Source organism: Streptomyces sp. Tek67B01, from assembly GCF_055231995.1.
The window spans coordinates 988,455-1,004,123 of record NZ_JBUYUY010000001.1; the positions used below are offsets into that span (position 1 = coordinate 988,455).

A 15,669-nucleotide genomic window follows, 5' to 3' on the forward strand; every position below is an offset into this window, starting at 1 on the left:
GACCCAGCGTACGCGTCGGCCGCCGGCGCGGTCAGCGGCGGGAGTTGCCGAACAGGAGGCGGTAGCCGATCAGCAGGACGAGCGAGCCCGCGATGGCGGAGCCCCAGGTGGCGGCGTCGAAGAACTGGTTCTGAATGGGTCGGTCGAGGAACTTCGCCGAGAGCCATCCGCCGATGAAGGCTCCGGCGATGCCGATGAGGGTGGTTCCGATCAGTCCGCCCGGGTCCCGGCCGGGCAGCAGCAGTTTGGCTATGCCTCCGGCCAGCAGCCCCAGGATGATCCAGCCGATGATGCCCATGCCCGCTCACTCCGCTTCGTTCGTTCGCTTACTCGGGGAGGAGGACGCCGGGCGGGCGGGATCGGTTCTCCGGCGGGATCGGTTCTCCGGCGGGTCGGCGAGCGTGGTGGGAGGGGCGGGGGCGGGGGTGGTCAGACCGCCACGCGGCTCGCCGGGGCGGCGGCCGTCGCGGAAACCTGCTCGGCCACCCGGTCGCCGGGGCTCGTCCTGGTCAGCAGGAGCACCCCGCGGGCCGCGGCGAGGGCGCCCGCGCCGGCCAGCAGGATGCCGACGGCGCCGCCTTGGAGCCGTTCTCCGAGAAGGACCGTGCCGATGGCGGCGGCGGCGAGCGGGTTGGAGAGGTTGACCACGGCGAGCGGGGCGCCGAGGCCGCCACGGTAGGCCCGCTGCGACAGGAGCATGCCGCCGACGGCGAAGACCACGACGAGCAAGGCCACCGTGACCACTCGCAGGCTCAGCAGGGCGCCTCCCCTGCCTCCCGCCACCGCCACGGTCTGGGTCAGCGCGGAGGCGGCGGCGGAGGCCAGCCCCGACGCCGTGGCGTGCCGCAGGCCGGAGCGGACGTCGCCCCGCGTCAGCAGGGTGATCACGAGGGCGGTGGCGCCCGAGACGGCGAGGGCCTCGGCCAGGGTGAGGGTGTCCTCGGGCGCGGGCCCGGACGCCGGCAGGAGCAGCAGGCCGAGCCCGGCGACGGTGGCCAGGGTGCCCCGCCACTCGGTGGCCGCGACCCGGCGTCCCGCGCCGTGCGCCCCGAGCGGGACGGCCGCCACGAGGGTGAGGGCGCCCAGCGGTTGGACCAGGGTGAGCGGCCCGTACCGCAGAGCGGCCGCGTGCAGCAGCGCCGCGGCGGCGTTCAGTCCGGCCGACCACCACCAGGCGCCGTTGCCGAGCAGCGCGGCGGCGCTGCGGGCGACGGCGCGGCGGGCGAGGCGTTCCTGGGCGACGGCGGCCGCCGCGTAGGCCACGGCGGAGGCGAGGCAGAGGGCGACGGCGAGGGCGGTGGCGTTCATCGTCGACTCCCCGCGCCCGCGGCGGCGGGCTCGCCCCGGCGCGGCCCCGGCAGGCGCGCGCCGTCGGGTGGCGCGGCCATGGGGGAGCCGGCCCCGCCGTCCCCGGCGGCCGGGGACGCGGGTCGCGGGGGCAAGGGGTCCGCAGGGACGGCCTCCGCCGGCCCGCCCCCGGCGGACACGCGCACGGCGACCGGGGAGGCGCCCGCGACCCGGGACCCGGCAACGCCGGGGCGCGGGACGAGCAGCAGCGCGGCCCCGAGCAGGGCGGCGGCCACGATCGCGTCGAGCCAGTAGTGGTTGGCCGTGCCGACGACCACGAGCAGCGTCACCAGCGGGTGCGCCAGCCACAGGTACCGCCACCGGGACCGGCTGGCCGCGATCATGCCAAGGGCCAGCATCAGCGCCCACCCGAAGTGCAGCGAGGGCATCGCGGCGAACTGGTTGGCGAGGGTGTCGGTGGCGGGCGCGGCCCGGTAGACGGTGGGCCCGTAGACCTGGCCGGTGTCCACCAGCCCGGCCGCGTCGAGCATCCGCGGCGGTGCCAGGGGGAACGCCAGGTGGAGGGCGAGGGCGGCGCCGGTGAGGACCGCGAGCACGCGGCGGGTCCACAGGTAGTGGGCGGGGCGGCGGACGTACAGCCAGACCAGGAAGAGGGCGGTCGCCGGGAAGTGCACGGCGGCGTAGTAGCCGTTCGCGGTCTGTATGAGGGCGTCGCCGTGCAGCAGCAGCCGCTGTATCGCGCCCTCGCCCGGCAGGCGCAGCGTGCGTTCGGCGTCCCAGATCCGCGCGGCGTTGCGGAAGGCCTCGTCGGTGCGGCCGGTGGAGAGCATCCGGCCCGCCTTGTAGACGGTGAAGAGTCCCGCGACGAGCAGCAGCTCGCGCAGGAGCCGGCGCCGCTCCCGCCCGCGTCCGGGTGGACCGGTGGGGGGCTCCGCGGGGGTGGTTTCGGTGGTCATCCCACGGTCTCGCTTCCTCTGCTCGGCGGGCGGCCGGCCGGGACTCGCCCGATCGGTCGCCACACATCGACACGCCAGTGTATCGATACAAGAGCGTATCGATACGCCGGTGTACCGATACGCTCGCGTAGTCGTACACTCGACATCCGGACCACGCCGCCGAGGAGGAGCGCACCCATGACGCAGACAGCGCCGACCTCCGCGCGCCGCTCCAAGATCAGCCCGGAGCGGGTGCGGGAGTTCTACGACGCCGTCCTGGACCAGTTGCGCGAGAACGGCTACGAGGCCCTGACCATGGAGGGCATCGCCGCCCGCGCCTGCTGCGGCAAGTCCACGCTCTACCGGCAGTGGAAGACCAAGCCCCGGCTGGTGGCCGCCGCCCTGCGGGCGAACCGGCAGGGCACCCTGGCCGCCGTGGACACGGGCACCCTCGCCGGGGACCTGCGCGAGGCGGCCCGGATCGCGGCGGGAACCTCCGGTCGAGACACACGGCTGAGCCAGGCCCTCGGGCACGCGGTGCTCGGCGACGAGGAGCTCCAGGCCGCGCTGCGCGAGGCGCTCGTCGAGCCCGAGCTGGCCGCGTTCGACGCGATGCTGGCGCGGGCCGTGGCGCGCGGCGAGATCACGGCGGACCATCCGGCGGTGGAGTTCCTGCCCGCGCAGCTGATGGGTGTCATGCGGATCAGGCCGGTGCTGGAGGGCCGGTACGCCGACGCCGACTATCTGGTGCGCTTCGTGGACGCGGCCCTGCTGCCCTCGCTCGGCATCTCCCCGGACACCACCCCTTAGACCGGCGGGCCCCCGTCCCCGATGACCGGACGGAGGCCTGCCCGCGCTGCCTCGTGGGGACGGCGGCAGCGCGCCACCCGGACCGGGCGGCGGTCACTCGCACGACGAGTGGCCGCCGCCCGATCTGAGCGGAGCGGCGCCCGCCTCAGGGCCGGGGCGCCGCCATCAGTCGGGTGTACTGCTCGGGATCTGCGTCGAAGCCGCGCGGCCGGGCGTCCAGGGACCAACCGCCCGAGGGGTCCCGGAGGAATTCGGCGACCGTGGCGGCACTGAACCGTCCGACCTCCGCGAGGTCGGACACGGCCAGGTCGGTGTAGCCCTCGCGGATGCGCACTCCCGTCCCGGCCACCTCGGCGAAGGTCTTGGTACGGGCGCCCTCGGGCCCGGGGTCCTGGATCACCACGCCCACGACGACCCGGCCCAGCTCGGGAGCCAACCGGTTCAGTTCGAGGGTCATCACCTCGTCGAAGCCGAGTCCCTGCCCCGTCTCGCTGTCCCGGTCGAGGGTGATCGTGCCGTCGGGGGCGCGGCTGCCGAAGTGCACGAGGTAGACGGGCTCCCCGTACGGGGCCGCCGCGCCGTACACGGCGGCCAGTATGTCCAGATCGTGCGCCGGCGTCCCCGCCGGGCTGGGGTCCCAGCGCAGGGCCACCTCCACCTTGGCCAGGCTCTTGCGTACTCCGCTCACCGAACTCCCCCTCCGCTCACCGGATATGACCCGACCATGCTGTCATGTACCGGTGATCACGGCGGCGGAAACGCACGATACCTGCCGAAGCGGCGGCGAACTCCCCGTCGCCCAGTCATGAGGCATTTGAGGCATTTGAGGCCATCTATCCGAACCATTCCGGTATCTTCACAATTGGCCATCGGCCCATGCGCGCGCCGACCTTGACGGACCACAGGATCTCCGGCCGAGCCGGATCGTTATCCTCAAATTTCCCTCAGATCTAGTGACGCTGCGCCCGTCACCTTCCTAGCTTCCTCATACACGTGCCCTTGCGGACCGTGTGGTTCCGCACGTGCCCGGCACTGCGTACCGACCCCGTACTCCGTGTCGCACCCCGGCACCCGGTACGTCCCCGCTCCCCGCGTGATCCGCGGACCCCAGGAAAGAGTGCAGCATGAAGGTTCCCAAGGCCGGTGCGGTCGCCGCAGTGATCGCCCTCGCCGCGACCGCCTCGGGGTGTGCGGGGAGCGGCCCCAAGGAGCCGCTCGCGATCGGCATCAAGTTCGACCAGCCCGGTGTCGGGATGCGCGAGGACGACGGCACGTTCACCGGGTTCGACGTCGACGTGGCCACGTACGTCGCGAAGGAACTCGGCTACAAGCCGAACGAGATCGAGTTCAAGCAGGTCTACAGCTCCGACCGGGAGCTGCTGCTCCAGTACAACGAGGTCAAGTTCGTGGTCGCCAGCTACTCGATCAGCGACAAGCGCAAGGAGAAGGTCGACTTCGCCGGCCCCTACTTCGTCGCGCACCAGGACCTGCTCGTACGGTCCGACGACGCGACGATCACCAAGGCCGAGGACCTCAACACCAAGAGGCTGTGCGCGGTGACCGGCTCCACCTCCGCCGACAACGTGCGCAAGACCCTGGCCCCCAAGGCGAGCATCCTGGAGCTCGGCAGCTATTCGGACTGCGTCGTCGCCCTGCAGGACAACCAGGCCGACGCCATGACGACCGACAACTCGATCCTGGCCGGGTACGCGGCCAAGAAGGGCAACGAGGGCAAGTTCAAGCTGCTCGGACTGAACCTGAGCAACGAGAACTACGGCATCGGCGTCAAGAAGGGCGACACCGCCCTCCAGCGCAAGATCAACACCGCGCTGTCGAAGATGGTCGCCGACGGCTCCTGGAACGCGGCGGTCAAGAAGAACTTCGGTCCGGCCAACTACAAGTACGACCCGGCGCCGCAAGTGACCTCGGGCAGCTGACACCGGGTACGGCTCCCGGCCCCCGAACCCGTCACCGCCGAGGGCCGGGAGCCGGAGCCGGTTGTCGCGCTTCCTCCCGACACATGGTCTTCATCTGTTGGATACATGACAATGTGAGCCTCGCTCTGCCACCTGACACCCCGCCAACTGCACCGGCGGGGACGGTGCGTGTGGAGAGGTACCCCCACGTCATGAGATTCTCCCGCCTCACCCCCTGGGCGGCCGGCGTCGCGGCCGCCGCCCTGGCCCTCATACCGGCCACCGCCTCGGCCGGACAGCAGCGGACGGCGGCGGCTCCCCACGCCGCCACGTCCGTGACCGCGGACTACTACGCCGCGGCCCAGGGCAAGACCGGCGCCGCGCTGAAGACCGCGCTCCACGGGATCATCAAGAACCAGTCCACGGTCACCTACGACGGCGTGTGGAACGCCCTGAAGGTCACCGACCAGGACCCGGCCAACCCGAACAACGTCGTCCTCGTCTACTCGGGCCGCTCCCAGGCCAAGAACACCAACGGCGGCAACCCCGACGACTGGAACCGCGAGCACGTCTGGGCCAAGAGCCACGGCGACTTCGGAACGGCCACCGGCCCCGGCACCGACCTGCACCACCTGCGGCCCGAGGACGTCACCGTCAACAGCGTCCGCGGCAACAAGGACTTCGACATGGGCGGCAGCCCCGTCGCCGAGGCCCCCGGCAGCTACACCGACTCCGACTCCTTCGAGCCGCGCGACGCGGTCAAGGGCGACGTGGCACGGATGCTGCTCTACATGGCCGTCCGCTACGACGGCGGGGACGGTTTCCCCGACCTGGAACCGAACGACAAGGTCAACAACGGCACGGCGCCCGCCATGGGCCGGATCAGCGTGCTCAAGCAGTGGAACCAGATGGACCCGCCGGACGCCTTCGAACAGCGTCGCAACCAGGTCATCTTCGACACGTACCAGCACAACCGGAACCCGTTCATCGACCACCCGGAGTGGGTCAACTCCATCTGGTGACCGACGACGCCAACCACGACGCCCTCCGCGGGATTGGCGCGCGCCAGGCCGGGTATTCGCAGGTCAGAGGCTGCGGTCCGCGCCCGACGGCGGCAGCCCGCGGAGGTACGTCGTGATGGACGGAGCCGGACTCTCCGATCACGAGAGGCGAGCCCTCTCGGCGATCGAGTCGCAACTGAAGGGTGACCGTTCCCTGGACCGCCGGCTGCGTTCCGCGCACCATCGGAACCACGCCGTGGCGGCCTGGCTGCTCGGGGCGCTGACGGTGGCCCTGCTGATCGCCGCCTCGGTGACGGTGTCGCAACCGCTGATCTGGGCGTTCGCCGCCACATGGATCGTCACGGTTTTCACGGCCCTGCCGCTGCTGGGCCAATGGATCAGGCGGCGCTGGCAGCAACGCGACCGTACGGTCCGGCGCGAAGCCCCGTGACGCCGGGCCCCGACAGGACGGACTGGCTGGGCGAGGACAGGACCAACTGGCTAGGCGAGCCTTTCCGCGAGGGTTTGGAAGGCGGGCCAGGTGAGCTGCGGTGTCCGGGGGTCCCAGACCTTCTGCGCGAGGGCGGCCAGCGGTAGCCGTATGCCGTCGGCCACCTGCGCCTGAGTCTGGGCGCCGGACAGGTCGCACCAGACGGCGAGTCGGGCGCCCAGGACCTGCGCCCCGTACCCCGCGGGCACCGCCGTGGTGCCGCGCAGGACCAGCGGGGTCCACTGCTCGTAGATGCGCCGGCCGGTCGGGTACGTGAACTGGTTCGGCTCGCCGAGCACGTAGTACAGGTACTCGTCGTTGAGGTTGACCACCTTCCGGCCGGCCCGCAGGTAGTCCAGCGGCGGGCGGGCGCCGATCTCCTTGCCCGTCCAGTACTCGACCTGGAGGTCGGGGGCGGCGGCGACCACTCCCCCGGCGAAGAAGCCGTCGTTCCACGCCTTGAGCGCCTTGCCCGAGGGACGCACGACCGCGGCCCGGTCGTTCAGCCAGCCCGTCGCCAAGTCCTGTACACGGGCGGTCGGGCCGTACCGCTGCCGCGCCGCGCGGGCGAGCTGCGGGAAGGAGGCCTGTGGGTCGCGGACGACGAGCGCCTGGTACTCGTCGGCGCCCAGGTGCCAGGCCCCGCCGGGGAACAGCGGCAGGTACTCGCGCAGCAGTTCGTCCACCAGCTTCGCCGACGCCGGGTTCGATATGTCGACGGCGCCCTTGACCGCCCGGCCCTGTACGTCGCGCAGCTGGAGCGACGGGTGCGCGCGCAGCACCGCCCCCAGGTGGCCGGGCGAGTCGATCTCCGGGACCACGGTGATGTGCAGGCGGGCTGCGAGCGCCGTGATGCGGCGGACCTCGGCCTTGGTCAGGTGGGGGGTGGAGACGATCTCGGGGTGGGTGTCGGACTCGATCCGGAAGGCCTGGTCGTCCGAGAAGTGCAGGCCGAGCTGGTTGAGCTTGAGGTCGCCCATCTCCCGGAGCCTGGCCTCGATCCAGTCGGGGGTGAGGTTCTTGCGGGCGATGTCGAGGTTGAGGCCGCGCTGGGGCCGGTCGGGGGCGTCGCGGACGGTCCCTTCGGGGGCGGAACCGGCCGCGCGTATCTCCTGTTTGAGGGTGCGGGTTCCGTAGAACACGCCTGCTTCGTCGTGGCCGCTGATCCGGACCCGGCCGTTTTGGACGGTGAGGGTGTACGACTCCGGTTTCCCGGACGGGGCCGCGTCCAGGGAGAGTTGTACGTCGCCGGGCCCCGGGTCGGGGGCCTCCGCGAAGCCCAGGCCGAGTTCTCCGGCTATCAGCCGGGCCTCGTCGGTCAGAGTCGCGCGGTCGGCGGGCGCGATGACCACCCGCGCACCGGAGGCGGGCTTCCAGCCGGGGCCGCGCGCCGGAACGTGTTCCCGTACGGCGGGAATGGTGCGGGGGGCCGTGGAGAGCGGGTACGAGGGCGGGGGCGGTGACGGGACGGGCGCCGCCGTGGCGGCCCCCGGGGTGGTGGCCGCGGCGGACGGGGAGGCGGCGCGGGCCTCGCCCCGGCCGCCGCCCGTACATCCGGGAACGGCGAGGGTGACCAGCGCGGCGACCGTTGCCGTCGCGATGGCGTGGACCCTCCTGCGCTGCCTGGTCTCTCGCATCATGCACCGTTTTCCCCGTACCAACGTGGCACGGGGATCGGTGCGGCGCGACCGGGACCCGGTGCTCAGGCCGACGCGGCGAACCCGGTGGCGGCGAGTGCGGCGGCGGCGAACTCGTGGTCTTGGGCGGGGGCGCCGCCGCCGACCCCGATGGCGCCCACGGGGCGGCCGGCGCGGTGGACGGGCAGTCCGCCGGCTATGAAGAGCAGCGGCCGGTCCAGGGCGGTGGGCAGGGTGTGGAAGGGGCCGCCGGGCAGGACGGCGTCCGCGAGGTCGGCCGTCGGCGCGTTCAGCTGGAGGGCGGTGAAGGCCTTGCGGGTGCTGGTCTCGCCGGAGATGAGGACGGCCCGGTCGTCGCGACGGAAGGCGAGGAGGTGACCGCCCGCGTCGAGGACGGTGACGCTGACCGGGGTCCCGGCGGCTTCGGCTGCCGCGCGGGCGGCGTCGAGGAGGGCTTCGGCGTCCTCGGTGGTCAGGGGGGCGACGGCGGTGGTGGTGGCGGACACAGGGTCTCCTCGTGGATCGATCGGGTCGGGTCGGGTCGGGAAGGTTTCGGGGCGGTTCGCGTCGGTCAGGTCGGTTGGCGTAGGTCAGGTCTGTTCAGTGGTGCGCGGGGACCGCCCGGTTCTGTTCAGTGGTGCGCGGGGACCGCCCGGTCGTGCGAGGGGGCGCCCGTGACGACCCGGCTCGCGGCGGCGCTCCGGCCCGTACGCCGTTCCAGGGCGCCCGAGACGAGGGCGAGGACGAGCGCCGAGGCGGCCAGCGCGGCTCCGACCCAGTTCGGGGCGGTCAAGCCGAGTCCGGCGGCGATGACCAGGCCTCCGAGCCAGGCGGCGAGGGCGTTGCCGAGGTTGAAGGCACCGATGTTGACGGCGGAGGCGAGAGTGGGGGCGCCCGCCGCCTGGTCGAGGACCCGCTTCTGGAGCGGCGGTACGGTCGCGAAGCCGAGGGCGCCTATGAGGACGATGGTGACGGCGGCGCCGACCTCGCTGTGCGCGGTGAGGGTGAAGACCGCCAGGACGAGGGCCAGCCCGCCCAGCGACACGTACAGCATCGGCATCAGCGCGCGGTCGGCGAACCGGCCGCCGATGAGGTTCCCGGCCACCATGCCGAGCCCGAAGAGGACCAGCAGCCAGGTGACGGAGGTATCGGCGAAGCCGGCGACGTCGGTCATCATCGGGGTGATGTAGGTGATGGCGGCGAAGACCCCGCCGAAACCGAGGACGGTCATCGCCATGGCGAGCAACACCTGCGCGTTGCGGAACGCGGCCAGCTCGTGACGGACGCGGACGCCCTCGGGCCGCGGCAGTTCGGGGACGAGTTTGGCGATCCCCAGCAGACCGAGTACGCCGAGCGCGGCCACGATCAGGAAGGTGACGCGCCAGCCGAGCCTCTGGCCGACGAGTGTTCCGAGGGGGACGCCCACCACGTTGGCCACGGTCAGGCCGGTGAACATCATGGCGATGGCGCCGGCCTTCTTCTGCGGGGCGACGAGTCCGGCCGCGACGACCGAGCCGATGCCGAAGAAGGCTCCGTGGGCGAGGGAGGCGACGACGCGACCGGCGAGCATGACGCCGAAGGTCGGAGCGAGCGCCGAGAGCACGTTGCCCGCGATGAACAGGCCCATGAGCAGCATCAGCATCCGCTTGCGCGGGACGCGGGTGCCCAGGACGGTCATGAGGGGGGCGCCGAGGACGACTCCGAGGGCATAGCCGGTGACCAGGAAGCCCGCGGTCGGGATGGTGACGCCGTAGTCGGCGGCGACCTCGGGGAGGAGGCCCATGATCACGAATTCGGTGGTGCCGATCCCGAAGGCCCCGATGGCGAGGGCGAGGAGTGCGAGAGGCATGAGGGGGCTGCTGCCCTTCCGGGGAGGGGGTGGTGCGGTTGGCGGCACCGGGCCCACTGGGGCCGAATGAATTGCCGGCGCCGCTTACGTGCGTCCACATTAATTGCAGACGCGGGTTAATTGCAAGCGCGGGCTATTGCGCGCGTCGCCTATCCTGGTGGGGTATCCAGCGGAACGCACCCGAGGAGAGGCCCATGACGGCCACCGACAGCGCCCTCACCGCCCTCGCCCAGGGATGGTGCGCCCTCTCCCTCCTGCACGGGCGGATCGAGGCGCACATCGAACGCTCGCTCCAGAGCGCCCACGGGCTGAGCGTGCGGGAGTACTCGCTGCTGGACGTGCTCAGCCGTCAGCACGGCGGACCGGGCGGGCACCTGCGGATGCACCAGGTGGCGGACTCGGTGGTGCTCAGCCAGAGCGCGACGACCCGCCTGGTCAGCAGGTTGGAGGACCGCGGCCTGCTGAACCGCTACCTGTGCGACACCGACCGGCGGGGCATCTACACCGACGTCAGCGAGGCTGGCCTGGCCCTGCTCGCCGAGGCCCGTCCGACGAACGACGCCGCCCTGCGCGAGGCGCTGGACGCGGCGGCGGAGGTACCCGAGCTCGCCCCGCTGGTGGCGGCCGTGGAGAACACCCGCACGGCCGCCGTCGCCTGAGCCGGCGCTACGGCTTCCCGGCGCCGGCCGTCGCGGGCTGCGCGCCACCTGCCGTCGCAGAGGGCTGCCCGACGCCGGCCGGGGGCTTGGAGGCCGACGCCGGGGTGGTGGGCAGCGACCACGACGGCGAGGCCGAAGGAGTGCCCTTGCCGGGCGAAGTGGCCGTGGGCGTCGGCGTGGGCGGTGTCGTCCCCCCGGTGGGCAGCCCCGGCGGGGGTGACGTGGGAACGGGCGAGGGCACCGCATCGCGTTCGGGCGAAGGCGACAGCGTGCTCGGCGTCGGCGACGGGATCTCCACGGGCGCCGCGGGCGGTACCGGCCGGACCGGCCGCTGCTCGGGCGCCGCCGCGAGGTACCCGGCCAGCGCGGCCGCGGCCCCGGCCAGCCCGGCGGCCGACCAGGTCAGCCGCCGCAGCCACACGGCCGCCACCGGTCGACGCTTCGACGCCCCCGGCGGATCGGCGGCCCGCAGGTCACGGACGGTGACCGTGTCCGCCCGCGCGCCCAGGGCCTGACGCAGTCGCTGTTCGACCGGACGTTCGCCGTCGCGCGTCATATCCGTCCCTCCAGAATCCGTTCCAGCGCGTCCAGTGCGCGGCTCGCGTTCGACTTCACCGAGCCCCTGCTGATCCCGAGGGTTTCGGCTATCTCCGCCTCGCTGAGCTCCGCCCAGTAGCGCAACACCAACACCTGGCGGCGGCGCGGCGTCAACCGGCCCAGCGCGGCCAGCACCTCCCGATGCGCCTCGTCGAGTACGACCGACGTCTCGGCGGAGGGTACGTCGGCCGCCACGGGCGGAATCCAGGCACGGGCCGTCCGCCTGCGGCGCAACACGGAGCGCGAGGTGTTCACGACCGAGGTACGGAGATAGCCCAGGGCGTTGTCCACGCCCTTGATCTGCTCCCCGTGGCGTCGGTAGAGGGCGGTGAAGGCGTCCTGGACCACGTCCTCGGCCGTGGCCAGGTCGTCCACGAGCAGCACCGCCAGGCGGACCATGCCCAGCCGGTGCGCGTGGTACAGGTCGGTGAGCGTGGGCGCCGGTGACGGGCTGCCGGACCCCCGGCGTTCACCGGGTTGCGGGGACGGGTACGCGATGGTGGCCGGCGCGGGGACGTCGCGCCGCAGCAGGAACGACCACAAGCCCCTTCGCGTCCGGCCGGAGCCGGGCGCGAAGGGGCTCACCGTCGGGGCGAGTGCGAACACGTGCGTCCTCAGTTGCCGGCGCGGCGCCGCACCGTGTACAGGGCTCCGGCGCCGACGGCCACGAGCCCGGCGGCCCCGGCTCCCAGCGCCATGGTGGTCGAGGAGGAGCCGGTGTGCGCCAACTCGGAGCCGGCGGGCGCCCCGGACGGCTGGGCGGACGGCGCCGCGCTCGGGTCCCCGCCGCCCGGGGCGACCGTCGGGGTGGCGGCGCCCGCGGACGCGCTCGGGGCAGGGCTGGGCGTGGCGCCGCCCGGCGACGTGGGGGACGCGCTGGGCTTGCCGCCGGCCGGCGTCGTCGGGGACGCGCTGGGCGCGCCGTGGCCGGCCGGGACGGTCGAGGTGGCGGGGGCCGGGGTGCTGCTCGCGGCGACCGTCGGGCGGACGGACGGCGCCGTCCCGGCGAAGGCCGGGCCGCCGAGTGCGACGGCCACCCCGGCGGCGGCAGCGGTGACGAGCGCTGCCCGGCCGACGGACGAGGTGGCGCGCTTCAGGTTCATCACGGTTGGTCTCCACGGTGGTGCGGTCGGGACGAGGACGCGGAACTACGCCCTACACCCCGCACGACGCGCGACTGTCCGCGAGGTTGCCGGTGTTCCGGAAAAAGTTTCACGCGGTCGGCAGGGGGATGCGACGGACCACTTCGAGGCTGAGGTTGCCGTAGCCGGTGAAGAAGGGGGACACCGCGAGTTCCGTCGCCCCGCCCGGTTCGGTGGCGAGGACGCGGGGCCGGCGCGCCGTCCGGTCGAGCTCCTCGGCGTGCCGTCGGCCCAGGCGGACGGTGCGCGTGACGCCTTCGGCCCGTACGTTCAGGAAGCAGTCCCAGGTGCCGGGCGCGATCGGGGCGCCCCCGGCGAGGGTGGCCAGGTCGATCTCGGCGAGGAACCCCGCCATGGTCAACTCGGTTTCGTCCTCCGCGAGTTCCGGCGCCGGGCGGGCGAGGAGCGGGGCGGTGTGCTCGGCGCCCGTCTCGCGGGCCCGCAGCACGATCTCGCTCTCCATCCGGCCGGTTCCGAGCGTGTGGATGTACGCGTGCCCGGTCAGCGCCAGCCGGGACCCCTTCCAGGTCATCGATTCCAGCCGGTGGTGTGCCTTGAGCCGGTCGGTCACGTCGAAGAGGACGTCAGGAAGGCCCGCGGCCGGGTCACGGAAGAGCGGATAGCAGCGGTACACCCGACCGTTCTCCACGATCTCGCGCGGCGCCGGCGCCTTCGCGGGGTCGTACTCGACCAGTTGCTCGAAGGCGGACAACGGGCCGCAGGCGAAGGCGTACAGCCTGATCCAGTCGATCGGGGCCAGCTCGCCGCCCATGTCGGGCGTCCAGTACGTCTCCACCAACGCCCGCGCCCGCCGGTAGACCTCCGCAGTGAAACCGGGGTCGCGCAGGCGCGCCGCGACGGCCGGACGCAACGCCGTGCCCAGCAGGCTTCGGAAGTGCCGTCCGAGCATCCGCCGCCGGCCCACCGGGTCCTGTACCCGATCGGAGACCAGCGACATGACGCGTTCGATGTGCGCCACGGTCTCGTGCGCGGTCCGCTCGCGCGAGGTGAGGTTCTGTCCGTCGGAGCGGCGGCGCAGGTAGTAGCAGTCGTAGTCGCCGACCACCGAGATCCGCCCGGCCGCCAGATACGCCTCGGTCACGAAGACCTGGTCCTCGCCGTACCAGAGGTCCTCCGGGTAGCGCAGGTGTCCGTCCTCGATGACCGCGCGGCGGATCAGCTTGGCCGAGTGCAACGACCGGTACACCTCCGAGGTGTACAGGTCGGCCTGTTCGGTGTGCCGGTAGGGCTTCTCGGTGACCTGCCGGCCGAGCCCGACCTGCTTGGCCAGGACGAGGTCGCTGTCGTGGCTGTCGGCCATGGCCAGCAGCCGCTCCAGGGCCTCGGGCCCGAGGTGGTCGTCGGCGTCGACGAAGAACACGTAGCGGCCCCGCGCCACGTCGAGGGCCCGGTTGCGCGGGCCGCCCGCCCCGCCGGAGTTCGCCTGGTGCAGTACCCGTATCCACGGGTACCGGGCGGCGTAGCGGTCGAGTTCGGCGCCGCCGCCGTCCGTCGATCCGTCGTCGACCGCGATGACCTCCACCCGCTCCGCGCCCAGGGTCTGCCCCACGATCGAATCGAGGCACTCGCCGAGGTAGGGCATCGCGTTGTAGACGGCGATGATCACGGATATGTCGGGAGCGGACGTGCGGCGCATGCGACGAGCATAGGGTTCGCCTCCCGGCCCACCGTGCCGAGGTCTCCGACACGGCTCGGGCGGCGGGGCCCGGGTGAGCTGCCGCGATGTGCTCAACCGACCTGGCGGAGCGCGCGGGCGAGCAGGGCGATCCCCTCCTCGATGTCGCTCACCGGGCCCGCCGCGTAACCGAGCACCAGGCCCGGGGGTCCCGGTTCGACGCGGTGCCAGGACAGCGGATGCGCTTTGACCCCGAAGGCGAGCGCGGCCGAGGCGAGCGCGGTGTCCGGGAAGTCGGCTCCGTCGAAGGTGACCATCAGGTGCAGCCCGGCCGCCGCGCCGTGTACCCGGGCGCCGGGGAGCCGGGCCCCGACCGCCCGGAGCATGGCGTCCCTGCGGCGCCGGTGGCGGCGCCGGACGAAGCGCAGGTGGCGTTCCAACTCGCCGGAGTCCATCAGCCGGGCCAGTACGAGCTGCGCCAGGACCGGGCTGCCGAGGTCGGCGTACCGCTTCTCCGCCACGACTGCGTTCAGCAGCCGCGGCGGGACCAACAGCCAGCCCAACCGCAGCGCGGGGGCCAGCAGTTTGGACACGCTGCCGGCGTAGCAGACCGCCTCCGGCAGCAGTGCCCGCAGCGCGGGCACGGGGGCGCGGTCGTAACGGTGCTCGGCGTCGTAGTCGTCCTCGATGACCAGTCCGCCGGCGGCGGCCCAGGCCAGTAGTTCCCGGCGGCGTTCGCCGTCGAGTACGACGCCCGTCGGGAACTGGTGGGCCGGGGTGAGCAGGACCGCGGCCGCGCCGCCGGCGGCCAGGGCGGCGACGTCGAGCCCGGCCGCGTCCACCCGTACCGGGACGGTCTCCAGCCGCCCGTACTCCAGTTGCCGGCGGGCCCCGAGGGAACCGGGGTCCTCCACCGCCACCCGGCGTACGCCGTTCTCGCGCAGGACCCGGGCCAGCAGGGCGAGGGCCTGGGCGACGCCGGAGACGACGACCACCTCGCCCGGGTCGGCGCGAATCCCCCGGTTGCGGGCGAGCCAGCCGACGACCGCCTCGCGCAGCGCGGGCGCTCCCTGGGGGTTCCCGTAGCCGAAGTCGGCCGGGGTGAGCCCGGCGAGCACCCGGCGTTCCGCCTGGAGCCAGGCCGTGCGGGGGAACGCGGTCAGGTCCGGTACCCCCGGCGAGAGGTCGATGCGGCAGGGAACGGCGCGCAGCGCGTCGATCAGGGCGACGCCGGGCAGGGGCGCGAACGGATCGGCGGGGGCGGCCGGAGGCCGGGCCGGTACGGCGGGGGCGGCCGGAGGCCGGGCCGGTACGGCGGGGCCTCCGGACGGGACGGGCCCGCGGGACGGCGCGGGGACGACGGGGGCCGCGACGACGACCGTCCCGGCGCGGCCCCGGCCCGCCACCTGCCCGGCGTCGGCCAGGCGTTGGTAGACCTCGGTGACCAGGCCCCGCGAGACGCGCAGTTCGGCGGCGAGCACGCGGCCCGCCGGGAGTCGGCTGCCGACGGGCAGGGTGCCGTCCGCGATGGCGGAGCGGATGCGGGAGGTCAGCCAATCGGTGCGGCCTCGGGGCGGCGCCTGGCCGATGTCGAGCAGCAGGAAGTCACAGCCCGCGCTTTTGGACCCCTTGGAATGGCCTTCTTCGGTACTGCTCACGGGTCCAATACTGGCAGAGCCTGAACGGTAT

The 15,669-nt window shown here is 73.2% G+C and carries 17 protein-coding genes; 5 read left to right on the forward strand and 12 right to left on the reverse strand.

The window, feature by feature from the left end:
• Window positions 1-31: 31 nt before the first annotated feature.
• The 3 genes from ACV7NM_RS04720 to ACV7NM_RS04730 all read right to left on the reverse strand — a co-directional run bounded on the left by ACV7NM_RS04720 (window position 32) and on the right by ACV7NM_RS04730 (window position 2,264).
• Window positions 32-298: a GlsB/YeaQ/YmgE family stress response membrane protein gene (locus tag ACV7NM_RS04720; protein WP_463409058.1), complete on the reverse strand. Its 267-nt coding sequence runs from the start codon at window positions 296-298 to the stop codon at window positions 32-34.
• Window positions 299-429: 131 nt separating this feature from the next.
• Window positions 430-1,308, reverse strand: a complete 879-nt coding sequence (locus ACV7NM_RS04725; RefSeq protein ID WP_463409059.1) for a hypothetical protein — start codon at window positions 1,306-1,308, stop codon at window positions 430-432.
• A complete protein-coding gene (locus ACV7NM_RS04730) occupies window positions 1,305-2,264 on the reverse strand; it encodes a phosphatase PAP2 family protein (protein ID WP_463409060.1) in 960 nt (319 codons plus the stop codon). The genes ACV7NM_RS04725 and ACV7NM_RS04730 overlap by 4 nt, the downstream gene beginning before the upstream one ends.
• A gap of 177 nt (window positions 2,265-2,441) precedes the next feature.
• Between ACV7NM_RS04730 and ACV7NM_RS04735 the strand changes: the two genes are divergently transcribed.
• Window positions 2,442-3,053 (forward strand): TetR/AcrR family transcriptional regulator, encoded by a 612-nt coding sequence (locus tag ACV7NM_RS04735; protein WP_463409061.1) that lies wholly within the window; start codon window positions 2,442-2,444, stop codon window positions 3,051-3,053.
• Between the two features lie 145 nt (window positions 3,054-3,198).
• Here the strand turns inward: ACV7NM_RS04735 and ACV7NM_RS04740 are convergent, their stop codons facing one another.
• Window positions 3,199-3,741 (reverse strand): TerD family protein, encoded by a 543-nt coding sequence (locus ACV7NM_RS04740; RefSeq protein WP_463409062.1) that lies wholly within the window; start codon window positions 3,739-3,741, stop codon window positions 3,199-3,201.
• A 436-nt stretch (window positions 3,742-4,177) separates the two neighbouring features.
• Here ACV7NM_RS04740 and ACV7NM_RS04745 point away from each other — a divergent pair, with 436 nt between their 5' ends.
• From ACV7NM_RS04745 to ACV7NM_RS04755, 3 genes are all read left to right on the forward strand, one after another.
• Window positions 4,178-4,990, forward strand: a complete 813-nt coding sequence (locus tag ACV7NM_RS04745; protein ID WP_463409063.1) for a glutamate ABC transporter substrate-binding protein — start codon at window positions 4,178-4,180, stop codon at window positions 4,988-4,990.
• Between the two features lie 191 nt (window positions 4,991-5,181).
• Window positions 5,182-5,991, forward strand: a complete 810-nt coding sequence (locus tag ACV7NM_RS04750) for an endonuclease I family protein (protein ID WP_463409064.1) — start codon at window positions 5,182-5,184, stop codon at window positions 5,989-5,991.
• Window positions 5,992-6,106: 115 nt separating this feature from the next.
• Entirely contained in the window at window positions 6,107-6,421 is a 315-nt protein-coding gene (locus ACV7NM_RS04755; protein WP_463409065.1) for a DUF3040 domain-containing protein, read from the forward strand.
• A gap of 50 nt (window positions 6,422-6,471) precedes the next feature.
• Here ACV7NM_RS04755 and ACV7NM_RS04760 read toward each other — a convergent pair whose 3' ends face one another.
• The 3 genes from ACV7NM_RS04760 to ACV7NM_RS04770 form a co-directional block, all read right to left on the reverse strand.
• A complete protein-coding gene (locus ACV7NM_RS04760) occupies window positions 6,472-8,097 on the reverse strand; it encodes a beta-N-acetylhexosaminidase (protein WP_463413828.1) in 1,626 nt (541 codons plus the stop codon).
• A 65-nt stretch (window positions 8,098-8,162) separates the two neighbouring features.
• Window positions 8,163-8,603: a GlcG/HbpS family heme-binding protein gene (locus ACV7NM_RS04765; protein ID WP_463409066.1), complete on the reverse strand. Its 441-nt coding sequence runs from the start codon at window positions 8,601-8,603 to the stop codon at window positions 8,163-8,165.
• A gap of 125 nt (window positions 8,604-8,728) precedes the next feature.
• Entirely contained in the window at window positions 8,729-9,946 is a 1,218-nt protein-coding gene (locus tag ACV7NM_RS04770) for an MFS transporter (protein ID WP_463409067.1), read from the reverse strand.
• 194 nt (window positions 9,947-10,140) lie between these two features.
• On the opposite strand from ACV7NM_RS04770, the gene ACV7NM_RS04775 reads away from it, so the two are divergent.
• On the forward strand, window positions 10,141-10,605 hold the full coding sequence (locus ACV7NM_RS04775) for a MarR family winged helix-turn-helix transcriptional regulator (protein WP_463409068.1): 465 nt from the start codon (window positions 10,141-10,143) through the stop codon (window positions 10,603-10,605).
• A 7-nt stretch (window positions 10,606-10,612) separates the two neighbouring features.
• Here ACV7NM_RS04775 and ACV7NM_RS04780 read toward each other — a convergent pair whose 3' ends face one another.
• From ACV7NM_RS04780 to pdxR, 5 genes are all read right to left on the reverse strand, one after another.
• Entirely contained in the window at window positions 10,613-11,161 is a 549-nt protein-coding gene (locus ACV7NM_RS04780; protein ID WP_463409069.1) for a hypothetical protein, read from the reverse strand.
• Window positions 11,158-11,808 carry an RNA polymerase sigma factor gene (locus tag ACV7NM_RS04785; RefSeq protein ID WP_463409070.1) on the reverse strand — a complete coding sequence of 217 codons (651 nt, stop codon included), beginning with the start codon at window positions 11,806-11,808 and terminating at the stop codon, window positions 11,158-11,160. The genes ACV7NM_RS04780 and ACV7NM_RS04785 overlap by 4 nt, the downstream gene beginning before the upstream one ends.
• Before the next feature lie 8 nt (window positions 11,809-11,816).
• Complete coding sequence (locus tag ACV7NM_RS04790; RefSeq protein WP_463409071.1) at window positions 11,817-12,305, reverse strand: LAETG motif-containing sortase-dependent surface protein; 489 nt, start codon at window positions 12,303-12,305, stop codon at window positions 11,817-11,819.
• A 109-nt stretch (window positions 12,306-12,414) separates the two neighbouring features.
• A complete protein-coding gene (locus ACV7NM_RS04795) occupies window positions 12,415-14,001 on the reverse strand; it encodes a glycosyltransferase family 2 protein (protein ID WP_463409072.1) in 1,587 nt (528 codons plus the stop codon).
• Between the two features lie 92 nt (window positions 14,002-14,093).
• A complete protein-coding gene (pdxR, locus tag ACV7NM_RS04800) occupies window positions 14,094-15,638 on the reverse strand; it encodes a MocR-like pyridoxine biosynthesis transcription factor PdxR (RefSeq protein ID WP_463409073.1) in 1,545 nt (514 codons plus the stop codon).
• Window positions 15,639-15,669 lie beyond the last annotated feature (31 nt).